Raw genomic sequence first — 13171 nt, 5'->3', positions numbered from 1 at the left:
ACGGAGACGTCAGGCGGTCCCCGTGACAGCGACCGCCACCACACCGCCCGCGGCCGGGGACAGCTTCGCGCTCTGCGATGCCCTGCCGACCGGTACCACTGTGCTGGAGGCCAGTGCGGGAACCGGGAAAACCTATGCGATCGTCGGCTTGGCCGTCCGCTATGTCGCCGAGGCCGCGATCCCGATATCCCGGCTGCTGCTGGTGACCTTCAGCCGCGCCGCCACCCAGGAACTGCGCGAACGGACCCGCGACCGGTTCGTCGCCGTCGCCGCGGCGCTGGCCGACCCGGTGGCCGCGCGCACCGCGACCGATGAGCTGGTGCGCCATCTGGCAACCGCCGAACCCGGCGAGGTCGCGGCCCGCCGGGCCCGGTTGCTCACCGCGCTCTCCGATTTCGATGCCGGGGTGATCGCCACCACGCACAGTTTCTGCCGCCGCATGCTGGCCGAACTGGGTGTCGCCGGCGATCTCGACCCCGGTGTGCGGCTGGTGGAGGAGGCGGACGACCTCACCCGCGCGGTGATCGACGACCTGTATCTGAGTCGCTACGCACGCATGCCCGCGCCGTTCACGATCAAACAGGCCCACCGGTTCGCGTCCGCCGCGGTGCGCGACCGGCAGGCCGTACTCGCCCCGGACACCGACGACATATCGGCACAGCGGGTTGCCTTCGCCGCCGCGGTACGCGCGGAAACCGAACGACGCAAAAGGCTTTCGAGCGTCCGGGATTTCGATGACCTGCTGGTACTGCTGCGCGATATCCTGGCCGATCCGGTGCGCGGCCCCGGCGCGTGCCGTCGCATCCGCGACCGGTATCCGGTGGTGCTGGTGGACGAATTCCAGGACACCGACCCGCTGCAATGGGAGATCCTGTACCGCGCATTCCACGGTCACAACACCCTCGTGCTGGTGGGTGATCCGAAGCAGGCGATCTATGCGTTCCGCGGCGCCGAAGTACTCAGCTATCTCGACGCCGTCGGCCAGGCGACGGCCCGGCGCGAACTCACCACCAACCGCCGCAGCGACGCCGGCCTGCTGCGCGCACTCGAGCACCTGCTCGGCGGGGCCGCGCTCGGGCACGACGAGATCGTGGTGCCCACAGTGAGTGCGACCCAGCCGTGGTCTCGATTGCGGGGCCCCGCCGAACTGGTCACGGCGCTGCGGTTGCGGTGCCTGCCGCGCACCGGGGCCGGACCGCGGGGTATGTCGGGATTTCCGAATATCCACCGGCAGCGCGCCCGGGTCGCCGCGGATCTGGCGGGCGATATCGTGGCGCTGCTCGAGTCGGGCACCGTCCTCGCCGAGGCGACCGGCCGGCGGCCCGCGGCGCGCAACGGCGCCCCCGCCGGGGAGCCGGGAGAGGGCCGCCCACTGGGACCCGGCGATATCGCGGTGCTCGTGCGCACCCACACCCAGCTGGAGGTGGTTCGGGAGGCGCTCGAACGCGCGGGCGTGCCTGTCGTATTGACCAGCGGTAGCAGTGTGTTCGGTACCGCGAGTGCCACCGATTGGTTGTGGGTACTGTCCGCGCTCGAACAGCCGCATCGCGCGGACCGGGTCCGGCTGGCCGCACTCACTCCGATATTCGGGTACACGAGCGCCGAAATGGATAGCGGCGGCGCGGATCTGGTGGGGCGGGTCAGCGCCGAATTACGTGATGCGGCCCGTCTTTTCGCCCGGGCCGGGTTCGCGGCCGTTGTCGAGGAGCTCACGGCCGCGACCCGGCTGGTGCCGCGGTTGCTGGCCGTCGAGCACGGCGAGCGCCGGCTCACCGATATCCGCCAGCTCGCCCAGCTGCTCGACGAGGTCTCGGCCACCGAGGGTTTCGGGCTCACCGCGCTCACCAGATGGCTCGCCGACCGGATCCGGGAACCCGGTTCGGGCTCGGTGGCCGGGCGCAGCCGGCGGCTGGACCGGGATCTGGCCGCGGTCCAGCTCGCCACCGTGCATGCCAGCAAGGGACTCGAATTCCCGATCGTCTACCTGCCGTTCGCCTGGGACAGTTCGGCCGATCCGAAACCGGCCACCCTGCTGATGCACGAGAACGGGGCCCGGGTGCTCGATATCGGCGGCCCCGACGCTCCGGGCTACAACGCCCGCAAGGAGCGCGCGGACAGCGAATCGGCGGGTGAGGAACTGCGGCTGTGCTATGTGGCGCTGACCCGTGCGTGCTGCCAGGTGGTCGCCTGGTGGGCGCCGTCGTTCGGGACCGCGGTCGCCCCGCTGCACCGGCTGCTGTTCGGCCGGACACCGGAGTCGGCGCAGCCGAAACCCCGCGCGCCGGTCGACGAGGACGCCGCGGTGGTGGACCGGATTCGGGCGTGGGCAGCGGCCGCGGCGGAGACCATCTCGGTCACGGCGGCGGACCCGGGCCCGGAGGTGCCGGTGTTCCATGCGCGCGCCGGCGTGGCCGACCGCGCGCTCGCGGTGGCGCGTTTCGACCGGAAGCTGGACGAGCAGTGGCGGCGGACCTCCTATTCGGCGCTGACCGCCGCGGCACACAGCGTGCTGCCCGATACCGAACCGGAGGAGGCCCTCGGTCCGGACGACGAACCGGACGCACCGGCGCCGCTGGCCGAACCCGAGCCGGGTGCCGCCTCTCTCATGAATGCGCTGCCCTACGGTGCGGAATTCGGCACCCTGGTGCATGCGGTGCTGGAGCGAGTGAGTACCGACGCCGCCGACCCGGCCGCCGAGGTGCGGGCCCGCTGCGCCGAAGCGGTGGGGGAGATGCTGTCCGCGGCGGATCCGGACCTGCTGGCGGAGGCGCTGCTCGCCGTTCTGCGCACCCCGATTGGTTTCGGCGCCCTCGCCGATATCCCCGACCGGGACCGGTTGTGCGAACTCGAATTCGAACTGCCCCTCGCGGGCGGGGACGCACCCGCCGCCGGCTCGGCCACGCTGCACCGGATCGCCGCGCTGGTGCGCTCCCGGCTGGCCCCCGGCGATATCTTCCACGCCTACGCCGACGAACTCGGCACTCTCGACGACACCCCGTTACGCGGATACCTCACCGGGAGTATCGATGCGGTGCTGCGGACGCCCGACGGCCGGTTCGTCGTGGTCGACTACAAGACGAACCGGCTGGGCACCGGTGATCTCACCGTCGCGCACTACACCCGTGACCGGATGGCCGCCGAGATGATCCGCTCGCACTACCCGCTGCAGGCCCTGCTGTATTCGGTGGCATTGCACCGGTATCTGCGGTGGCGGCTGCCCGGCTACGATCCCGCGGAACATCTCGGCGGTATCCGCTACCTGTTCGTCCGCGGCATGATCGGACCGGAGACCCCCGACGGTGCGGGAGTGTTCGATTGGACGCCGCCGCCCGCCCTGATCACCGAGTTGTCCGAGCTGCTCGCCGGAGGTGGGTCGTGATCCCGATCCGGGTGGCGCAGCGCGGGCGCGGAATACTGCGGGAATTCAACGAGGCCGGGGTGCTGTCGGCCGCGGATGTGCATGTGGCCGCCCGGCTGGGCCGGCTCGCGGGGGAGGACCGCGAACCGGTGCTGTTCGCGGCGGCGCTGGCGGTACGCGCCGTACGGTCGGGGTCGGTCTGCCTGGACCTGACCCGGATGCGGGATATCGGCGTGGATACCGACGACGAACATCCCGATCAGCTCGACCTCACCGAATTACCCTGGCCCGACGAACAATCGGTGATCGACGCGGTCCGCGACAGTCCGCTCGTGCGCGGCGGCCCGGCCGGACCGCTGCGGCCGTTGCGGCTCACCGAACCGGCCCGGCCGGGCGTCGGCCCGCTGCTCTATCTGGACCGGTACTACCGGCAGGAACACACCATCCGCCGGGTGCTCACCGCGCGGGCGGCCGGTCATCCGGCCGCCGATCCGGCCGTGGTGTGCCGCGAACTCGATCGGCTCTTCGGCCCGGCGGGCGATACCCCCGACCGGCAGCGACTCGCCGCGGCGCTGGCCGCCACCCAGTGGACCACCGTCGTCGCCGGCGGACCCGGAACCGGGAAAACGCATACCATCGCCCGTATTCTCGCGCTTCTGGTCGCGCACCGCGCGGCCGAACCCGGGGGTGCACCGCTGCGGATCGCGCTGGCCGCGCCCACCGGTAAGGCCGCGGCCCGGTTGCAGGAGGCCGTCCGCGACCAGGCCGCGCCGCTCGGCCTCCCGGAACTCTCCGCGGCGACCTTGCACCGCCTGCTGGGATGGCAGCGCGGTCGCACCACCCGGTTCCGCTATCACGAACACAATCGACTGCCCTACGACGTGGTCGTCGTGGACGAGACGTCCATGGTTTCGCTGACCATGATGAGCCGGCTGCTCGCCGCACTACGCCCGGATACCCGGCTCGTGCTGGCCGGCGACCCGGATCAGCTCGCCTCCGTGGACGCGGGGGCGGTGCTCGCGGATCTGGTGGCCGCGCCGTTCCCGGTCGAGCCCGATCCGGCCTTCGAGGCGATTCTCGCCGCCGAACCCGGATTTGCCAGTACGTCTGCGCCGGCCGCGACCGCGGAAGATTCCGAGGCGCTGACCGAATCCGAGCGTAAACGGTTGTGCGGCGGGATCGTCCGGCTCACCCGTGGGCGCCGGTTCGGCGGCCGGATCGCCGATCTGGCGGTGGCGGTCCGCGCCGGGGATACCGAGGCTGCGCTGGATCTGCTGCGGTCCGGTGGCGATACGCTCGAACTGCTCGGCCCCGACGAGATAGCCGCCGTCCGGGCCGATACCGTCGCCACCGCACAACGGGTCACCGCCGCGGCGCAGACCGGCGACGCGGCGGCGGCACTGACCGCGTTCGAATCACATCGCCTGCTCTGTGCACATCGCCGGGGCCCGTACGGGGTGGAGCACTGGGACCGGACGGCGGCCGAATGGGCCGCCGCCGCGGGTGCGGGCCCGGAGTACCGGACCGGCACCTGGTATCCGGGGCAACCGCTGCTGGTGACGGCCAACGATCACGAGGCGCGGATCTACAACGGCGATACCGGCGTGGTCGTGAGCCGCCCGGACGGGTCGCTGCGGGTGGCACTGCAGCGGGGTGAGGAACCGCTGCTGATCCATCCGACCCGGTTTCCCGCCGTGGTCACGGTGTTCGCGATGACGATTCATCGCAGTCAGGGCAGCCAATACGATGCGGTGACCATCGTTCTACCGGAGCCCGGGTCGAGCCTGCTGACCCGGGAACTCCTGTACACCGCCATCACTCGCGCCCGCCGCCACGTGCGCATCCTGGGAACCGAGGAGGCCATCCGGGCCGCGATCGACCGGCATGTACTGCGCGCCAGCGGGCTCAGCCTCGACCAGGCCGATCAACTCCGCTGACCCGCCGCGCCGGCTTACGGCGCGGCCGGGGACAGTCCGGGCAGCCCCATGGCGTACCGGAAATCGGCCGTATTGCCGAGTGTCGCCAGCACGACCCGGATCATCGTGAGCCGGGCCTCGGCAACCGTGGCCGCATCGGGTTCGCCGCCGGGTTCGGAGGCGGCCGAAATCCGGTACACCACGTATTCGCAGACGTGCAGGGCGGCATCGAGATCCAGCAGTCCGGGCACGGTCCGCCCCAGTTCCGTGAACTTGGCGCGTACATTCTCCCGGATCCCGTCGAGCGCGGCATTGCGGTACGCCGAGACCGGTGAAGCCGGATCGTGGAGTTCGGCGAACAGCGGGCGCAGCATCGCGCCGTGCCCGCGAGCCCAGTCCAGGTAGGCGTCGATCAGCCGGATACCGAGCTCCACGCCCTCGCCGGTCGCGTCGAGCGCGGCCGCGATCCCGCCGACCAGCTCCGCGTTCGATACCTCCAGCAGCACATGCAGCGGTTCGGTGGCGTTGGCGAAATAACGGTAGAACGTGGGCCGCGAGAGCCCGGCCTGGTCGATGATCCGGGCCACGCTCAGACCACGGGAACCGGCGCGGGTGAAGACCTCGCCGGCGGCGTCGACGATCCGGGCGCGCACCTCCTCGGCTTGTGCCCGGGTCTGCGGTGGCCGGCCCCGCCGGGGCGGCGGGCCGGGTTCCGGCCGTTGCGGCGCTTCGGCGACACCCACCTCGCCGTCGTGGTTCCGTTCCGGGCTACTCACGCGGTGCCTGCCCGGGCCGCTGTGAGATCGCACAGCCGGTACCGGTACCCGGCTGTTGTCCGCACCGTGCCTCTTGACACTCCACACCGCACGAGCATTACATTAACACCACTGTTCAATTAATCGCCGTGCCGCGGATCGCCGATCGCGGCACCTCGCCCCAGGAGAATGCCGACGATGACGACCGCCCAGCGTCCCGCCGCCACCGGCGCACTCACCCCGGACCTGGTCGAACGGCTGCTCACCCGGGCCGCGGCCGGTGGTGCGCCCGCCGTCACGGTGCATGCGCCGGTCACCGGCGAGCCGATCGCCGAACTGCCGCAATCGTCGGTCGCCGATATCGAGACCGCCTTCGAGCGGGCCCGCGCGGCCCAGCGGCAGTGGGCGCAGGTGCCGGTCCGGGAGCGTGCCGCGGTACTGCGCCGCTTCCACGATCTGGTGCTGGCCGAACAGGACACCGTTCTCGATATCGTGCAGACCGAAACCGGTAAGTCCCGGGTGCACGCCTTCGACGAGGTCGGCGATGTCGCGGTGAATTCCCGGTACTACGCGGCCACCGCCGCCAAATTGCTGGCCCGCCGCAATCCGCGTGGAGTGCTGCCGGTGCTCACCGATGTGCAGGTGCGGCACCGGCCCAAGGGTGTGGTCGCGGTGATCTCGCCGTGGAACTATCCGCTGGCGCTGGCGGTATCGGATGCGCTCCCGGCTCTGGTCGCCGGCAACGCGGTGGTGGGCCGCCCGGACAACCAGACCGCGCTCACCGCACTGTGGGCGGCCGACGCGGCCGTCCGGGCCGGCCTGCCCGAGGGACTGTGGCAGATCGTGCTCGGCCGCGGCTCGGTGATCGGCGGCGAGATCATCGATCGCGCCGACTACGTCGACTACACCGGTTCCAGCGCCACCGGCCGGACCATCGGCCGCCAGGCGGGGGAGCGGCTGATCGGTTGTTCACTCGAACTGGGCGGGAAGAATCCGCTGCTCGTCCTCTCGGATGCCGATCCGGTGGCCGCCGCCAAAACCGCCGTGCGCGCGAGTTTCGCCTCGGCCGGGCAGTTGTGCGAATCGATGGAGCGGATCTACGTGCACGAATCGGTCTACGACCGGTTCGTCAGCGAATTCGTGACGGCGGTGAAGGGGGTGAAGCTGGGCTCCCCGCTGGACTACAGCACCGATATGGGTTCGCTGACCTTCGCGCGCCAGCTCGACACCGTGCGCGCCCACGTCGACGACGCGGTGGCCAAGGGTGCCACTGTGCTGACCGGCGGTGTGCACCGGCCCGACCTCGGTCCCTACTTCTACGAACCCACCGTGCTCACCGATGTCACCGCCGAGATGACGGTGTACCGGGAGGAGACCTTCGGTCCCGTCGTCTCGGTGTACAAGGTCGCCAGTGACGACGAGGCGGTCACTCAGGCCAACGACACGCCCTACGGTCTCAACGCCAGCGTGTGGTCGCGCAGTGCCACCCGGGGACGCGAATTCGCGGCCCGCATCAACGCCGGCTCGGTCAATGTGAACGAGGGTTTCATCGCGGCCTGGGGGAGTGCGGACGCACCGTCCGGTGGTGTGGGGATTTCCGGCACCGGCCGCCGGCACGGTCCCGAGGGCCTGCTGAAGTACGTCGACACCCAGACCATCGCGGTGCAGCGGATGCTGCCGATCGCGCCGCTGCCGGGGATGTCGGAGGCGATGTGGGCGAAAACCATGACACTGTTCTTCCGGGTCATGAAAACTCTGCGCCAGAAATAGGCCCGGCCGGAAGCAGGCCGCTACCCCTGATTTCGCTGCGATGACAAAGGATCCGAATCGATGAAACTGGACACGGTGGCCGGTAAGAAGGTGCTGATCACCGGTGCCGCCATGGGCCTGGGCAAACTGTTCGCCGAACAGGCGGTACGCGAAGGCGCCGCCGCGGTGGTTCTCTGGGATGTCAACGAGACCGCCCTGCGCGCCACCGCGGCCGAACTCAGCGCGATCTCCGGTGCGATCCACAGCCATACCGTCGATATCTCCGATCGGGAGGCCGTGGCGGCCGCCGCCGAATCGGTGCGGGTGGACGTGGGCGATATCGACGTCCTCGTGAACAATGCCGGAATCGTGCGGGGCAATACGTACTTCTGGGAAACGAAGGACCGCGACGATATCGAGCGCACCATGGCCATCAATGCGCTGGCGCCGATGTATGTGACCCTGGAATTCCTGCCGGCCATGGTCGCGGGAACCACCGAGGCCCGCGTACTCACCATCGCTTCCTCGGCCGGTCTGGTGCACAATCCGCGGATGAGCGTCTACGCCGCATCGAAATGGGCCGCGCTGGGCTGGTCGGATTCGGTGCGGATCGAACTCGGCCAGGCGGGGCACGACCACGTCAAGGTCACCACCTTCTGCCCGACCTACATCAATACGGGCATGTTCGAGGGCGCCACGGGATTCTGGTTCACGCCGATCCTCGACCAGCACAAGGTGGTGGCGACCGCCTGGGCCGAGATGAAGAAGGGCACCCCCGTGGTGATCATGCCGTGGACCTCCCGCCTCAACAAGGTCCTCTCCGGTGTGCTGCCGCTGAAACTGCGAGATCTGTTCCTGAACACCGTCGGCGTGTATCACTCGATGGACGAGTTCAAGGGCCGGAAATAGCGGTCGCCGGTAGGCCGATCGCCACGGTGGCGCCGAGCTCGGCGGACCGGGCGATCCGCGCCGCGAAACCGTGGCCGGTGAGCAGTGCGGTGGCGGTCGGGATCTGATCGGTACCGATCTCGATCAGCAGACAGCCGCCGGGTGCCAGCCAGGCGGGCGCGGCCGCCGCGGTGCGGCGGGCGAGGTCCAGACCGTCCGGACCGCCGTCGAGGGCGGCCGCCGGTTCGTGATCGCGGGCCTCCGGCGGCAACTGTGCGAGGGATTCCGACGGTACGTACGGCGTGTTCGCCAGCAGGATATCGATCCGCCCGCGTAACCGCGCGGGTAGCGCGTCGAACAGATCGCCCTGGTAGACCCGCCCACCGACACCCGCGAGGTTGCGGCGGGCGCAGTCGGCCGCCACCGGGTCGATATCGGCGGCGTACAGGTCCGGTAGTGGGGCGGAGTGGCCGGCTAGTTCGCTGATCAGGGCCAATCCCAGCGCGCCCGATCCGCAGCACAGATCCACGACGGTCCGCGGCGGGTCGGTGCGGGCGAGGGCGAGCGCCTCGTCGACCAGGAGTGCCGAGCGCCGCCGCGGGACGAACACACCGGCCCGCACACCCACCCGCAGACCTTTGAATTCGGCCCAGCCCAGGACGTACTCCAGTGGGTTCCCGGCGACCCGCCGCGCCACGAGTCCGGCCAATTCACCGGTGGATCGGGCGCTGTGCACGAGCAGCCGTGCCTCGTCTTCGGCGAAAACGCAGCCCGCGGCGCGGAGCTCCCTGGTGACGGCCTCGATATCGAAAGCGGGCATGGGCACAGTCTGTCGGGTGTCGGGGACCGGCGCACCGGATTATCGCCCGCGCCGCGGGGCGGCCGGTGTTGTGTCAGGGGCGGAAAGCGCGCAGCGTGTTCTCGACCAAGGCATCGGCGTACTCGTCGGTGAGCGGCCCGGTGCGCAGCAGCCATCGCTGGAAAAGCGGCGCGTAGAGCATTTCCAGAACCAGGTCGAGATCGGCGGCGGGGTCGAGCTGACCTGATTCCTGAGCGCTGCGCAGCCGCGCCTTCTTGGCTTCGTCGACCGGGTGGGCCAGCGTTTCGCGGTATCGCGCCGCGAGTTCCGGATCGTGGATGAGCGCGGAATTGAGTGCCCTGATGGGCCGCTCGAATTCGGGGTCGGCGAATTCGGCGGCGGTGGCGCGCAGGACGAGTTTGAGGTCGGCGGCGAGGTCACCGGTATCGGGTAGTTCGATGCCTGTGCCGTCGGCGGATTCGCTCAGCGCCAGGAAGGAGTCGAAGATGACCGCACCCTTCGAGGGCCACCACCGGTAGATCGTCTGTTTCCCGACGCCGGCCCGTGCCGCGATCGCCTCGATGGACACCTTCGCGTATCCGGATTCGGCGATCAGTTCGCGGGTCGCGGCGAGGATGGCCTGCCGGGACCGCTCGCTGCGCCGGGAGCGGTCAGGAGTGCGGTCGGTGGTCATGTGGACAGCGTAGCAATCCAACGAGACGCAACGGTTCGTTTGACTTCCGTGCTACTCGGCGGCATACTCGGTGACACGAACCGAGACGGTCCGTCTCGTTGAAGAAGGGTGACTATCGTGACAACCACACGAACCTGGTTCATCACCGGTGCTACGCGCGGCCTGGGCCGGGCGTTCACGGAAGCGGCACTGGCTGCAGGAGATCGGGTCGTCGCGGTGGCCCGCAACACCGAACCGCTGGACGACCTGAGTTCCACCTACCCCGCCGCGCTGGTCCGGTTCTCGTTGGACGTCTCCGATCGAGACGCCGTATTCGCCGGGGTCGAGCGGGCCTTCGCCGCATTCGGACGCATCGATATCGTGGTCAACAATGCGGGCGGGATGCTGTACGGCATGGTCGAAGAAGCGACCGAGGAGCAGATACGTGCCCATTTCGAGGTGAATTTCTTCGGCGCCGTCTGGGTTTCGCAAGCGGTGTTGCCCCGGCTGCGGGCCCAGGGCGGCGGGCGGATCCTGCAGGTGAGCTCGATGGGAAGTGGTGGCGGAATGGCGTCCGTCGGGTTCTACGGCGCGGGAAAAGCGGCCCTCGACTCGTTCGGCCAGGCACTGGCAATGGAGGTGGCGGCGTTCGGGATCAAGGTCACCAGCCTGCAGATGGGTGGTTACGACACCGGGCTGTTCACCGCCGGCACCACCGCGACCGATCCGCTCCCGGAGTACGAGGCGCTCCGGGCGGAGATGGCCGCGATGTGGGGTACGGACGCCGGACCCGATCCGGCCACCGCCGCGGCGACGATCATGCGGCTGGTGGACGTACCGGATCCGCCCCGCGCGCTCATCGTGGGTAGCCGGTCCTACGACATGGTCCAGGAGATGGAGCGGGACCGGGGCCGGTTGCGCGAGGAGTGGGAGGATCTCAGCCGCTCTGCTCCGGGCTGATCGGCGGGTCGCGGAACGCCCAGACCGCGGCCGGGCGGCCGGTGGCTCTGGTGCGGCGCCGCTCCCCGGTTTTCACCAGCCCCGGGATCCCGGCCAGGGTGCGGTTGAGATTGGCCGCGTCCGGCCGGGTGCCCATCAGCGAGGCGGCGAGGTCGACGGCGCGGGTGGCCGGGAACTGTGCGCCCAGCAGGGCGCGGGTGAGCGGGAGGTCTTTCCACAGCAACCCCGCGAGCAGGCCACGGGCGGCGGCCACGATGCTGTTGTGGTCGAAGGCCAGGGCCGGTGGTTCGTCGAACGAAACCCACTGCGCCGGCCCCTCGTGTGGTTCGGTCACCGCCCACATGGCGATGGACAGGGTGGGCCCGCGCGGATCCCGGTGCGGTTCGTCGAAGGTCACCAACTGCCCGACCGGCCCGAGCGCGGCGGGCGGGACACCGAGTTTGGCGTGTACCGCACGGGCCGCGGCATCGGCCAGGCGTTCGCCCCGGCCCAGCAGCACCCCGGGGAGCGCGAGGCGGCCCGTGAACGGTTCGTGGCCGCGGGCCGCGATGCCGAAAGTGACCGCGGCGTCCGCGGCCCAGAACCGCAACGCCACGACATCCACCGATACCGCCGTTTGGTCCACGGCCCCATACTGCCGCATCCGGGCCCCGCGACCCATGGATCCGGCACCACCGGACAGCAGCCGGGGTGTCGTGATCACGCCACGGCCGGGGACCCGCCGGTCGTCGAGAACGGGCCGGGGGCCTGTCCGGCTGGTTATCGTGAAGGCGTGCCGAACCGTATCGTGAAGCGCACTGCGACCCTGGCCGACGGCCGGGAGCTCATCTACTACGACGACGCCGATACCCGGCTCGGTCCCGAACGCCGGATCGATACCCGCGCGCTGGAACCCCGGCCGCCGACCGCCACCATGCGCCAGGATGTGCTGAACGGGGAGTGGATCTCGGTCGCCGCCGCCCGGCAGAGCCGCGTGGTACTGCCCCCTGCCGACCGCGATCCGCTGGCCCCGCAGACACCGGACAACCCGTCGGAGATCCCGGATCTCTACGATGTGGCCGTTTTCGAGAACCGTTCACCGTCCTTCGGGCCTGCACTCCCCGGCGACGGCACGGGCGTGGTTGCGGCACCGAGTGGCCTCGCCGATATCAGCGACCTCGGGTTCGGCCGGGAACGCGTGGCGGTCGGACGCTGTGAGGTGGTCTGTTTCAGTCCTGAACACGAAGGGTCCTTCGGCGATCTCACCCCCAGCCGGGCACGCACCGTGATCGAAGCCTGGGCCGACCGTACCGCCGTGCTGTCGGAACTACCGGGTATCGAGCAGGTTTTCGTCTTCGAGAATCGCGGGAAGGCGATCGGTGTCACGCTGCCGCATCCGCACGGCCAGATCTACGCCTACCCCTATGTGACGCCGCGGACCATACGGGTGCTCGAATCGGTGCGCCGGCTCGGGCCGGACCTGTTCCAGCGCATCCTGGAGACCGAACGCGCCGGCGAGCGGGTGGTGCTGGCGGGGGAGATGTGGACGGCGTTCGTCCCGTTCGCGGCACGCTGGCCGATCGAGGTACATCTGCTGCCGCACCGGCATATTCCCGATCTCGCCGCGGCGAGCGATGCGGAGCGCGACGAGCTGGTCACGCTCTACCTGCGGCTGCTCCGTGGGATCGATGCCCTGTACGACGATCCGACGCCGTATATCGCGGCATGGCATCAGGCGCCGGTACACACCGGGCGCGATACCGTCCGGTTGCATCTGCAACTGACCTCGATCCGGCGCGGGGTGGACAAGATCAAGTATCTGGCCGGGTCCGAGGCGGCGATGGGGGCGTTCGTCGCCGATATCGTCCCGGAGGAGGCGGGCCCCCCCCGAGAGGGGGGCGGGGCCCCCCCGCGGCGCAACGGCGGGGGGGGGGGGGGGGGGGGGGGGGGGGGGGCCGGGGGGGGGGGGGGGGGGGGGGGGGGGGGGGGGGGGGGGGGGGGGGGGGGGGGGGGCGGGCGGGGGGGCGCGGCCCGGCATTCGACGGCCAGCGCACCCTGAGCGGGCGCGGGCAGCATCTGCACGGGTTCCAGCGC

At 70.3% G+C, this 13171-nt stretch carries 9 protein-coding genes and 2 pseudogenes; 6 read left to right on the top strand and 5 right to left on the bottom strand.

Annotation, left to right across the window (positions count from 1 at the left end):
* Positions 1–22 precede the first annotated feature (22 nt).
* A complete protein-coding gene (locus QH196_RS23465) occupies positions 23–3379 on the top strand; it encodes a UvrD-helicase domain-containing protein (protein ID WP_280417979.1) in 3357 nt (1118 codons plus the stop codon).
* Positions 3376–5295 (top strand): exodeoxyribonuclease V subunit alpha, encoded by a 1920-nt coding sequence (gene recD, locus QH196_RS23460; protein WP_280417978.1) that lies wholly within the window; start codon positions 3376–3378, stop codon positions 5293–5295. Before QH196_RS23465 ends, recD begins: the two co-directional genes overlap by 4 nt.
* Before the next feature lie 14 nt (positions 5296–5309).
* Here the strand turns inward: recD and QH196_RS23455 are convergent, their stop codons facing one another.
* Entirely contained in the window at positions 5310–6050 is a 741-nt protein-coding gene (locus QH196_RS23455) for a TetR/AcrR family transcriptional regulator (RefSeq protein WP_280417977.1), read from the bottom strand.
* A 177-nt stretch (positions 6051–6227) separates the two neighbouring features.
* Between QH196_RS23455 and QH196_RS23450 the strand changes: the two genes are divergently transcribed.
* Together QH196_RS23450 and QH196_RS23445 are read left to right on the top strand one after the other, a co-directional pair.
* Positions 6228–7799 carry a succinic semialdehyde dehydrogenase gene (locus tag QH196_RS23450; RefSeq protein ID WP_280417976.1) on the top strand — a complete coding sequence of 524 codons (1572 nt, stop codon included), beginning with the start codon at positions 6228–6230 and terminating at the stop codon, positions 7797–7799.
* Between the two features lie 60 nt (positions 7800–7859).
* Positions 7860–8687, top strand: coding sequence for an SDR family NAD(P)-dependent oxidoreductase (locus QH196_RS23445; RefSeq protein ID WP_280417975.1), 828 nt, complete (start codon positions 7860–7862; stop codon positions 8685–8687).
* Here the strand turns inward: QH196_RS23445 and QH196_RS23440 are convergent.
* Both QH196_RS23440 and QH196_RS23435 read right to left on the bottom strand, forming a co-directional pair.
* Entirely contained in the window at positions 8671–9486 is an 816-nt protein-coding gene (locus QH196_RS23440; protein WP_280417974.1) for a putative protein N(5)-glutamine methyltransferase, read from the bottom strand. The genes QH196_RS23445 and QH196_RS23440 overlap by 17 nt on opposite strands.
* Positions 9487–9559: 73 nt before the next feature.
* Positions 9560–10159, bottom strand: coding sequence for a TetR/AcrR family transcriptional regulator (locus tag QH196_RS23435; RefSeq protein ID WP_280417973.1), 600 nt, complete (start codon positions 10157–10159; stop codon positions 9560–9562).
* A 117-nt stretch (positions 10160–10276) separates the two neighbouring features.
* On the opposite strand from QH196_RS23435, the gene QH196_RS23430 reads away from it, so the two are divergent.
* The gene (locus tag QH196_RS23430; protein ID WP_280417972.1) at positions 10277–11098 is read left to right on the top strand and encodes an SDR family NAD(P)-dependent oxidoreductase; all 822 of its coding nucleotides are present in this window, start codon (positions 10277–10279) and stop codon (positions 11096–11098) included.
* On the opposite strand, the gene QH196_RS23425 is transcribed toward QH196_RS23430, so the two are convergent.
* On the bottom strand, positions 11076–11723 hold the full coding sequence (locus tag QH196_RS23425; RefSeq protein ID WP_280417971.1) for an NUDIX domain-containing protein: 648 nt from the start codon (positions 11721–11723) through the stop codon (positions 11076–11078). The two genes, QH196_RS23430 and QH196_RS23425, sit on opposite strands and share 23 nt — an antisense overlap.
* A gap of 147 nt (positions 11724–11870) precedes the next feature.
* Here QH196_RS23425 and galT point away from each other — a divergent pair.
* A pseudogene (galT, locus tag QH196_RS23420) lies at positions 11871–12950 on the top strand (galactose-1-phosphate uridylyltransferase); the annotation flags it as partial.
* Between the two features lie 143 nt (positions 12951–13093).
* Here galT and QH196_RS23415 read toward each other — a convergent pair.
* Positions 13094–13171, bottom strand: a pseudogene (locus QH196_RS23415) (hypothetical protein); the annotation flags it as partial.

The sequence above is a fragment of the Nocardia carnea genome (assembly GCF_029868325.1).
Lineage (GTDB): Bacteria > Actinomycetota > Actinomycetes > Mycobacteriales > Mycobacteriaceae > Nocardia > Nocardia carnea_C.
The sequence above is the reverse complement of the archived record's forward strand: the minus strand, read 5'-3'. Positions and strand labels throughout refer to the sequence as shown.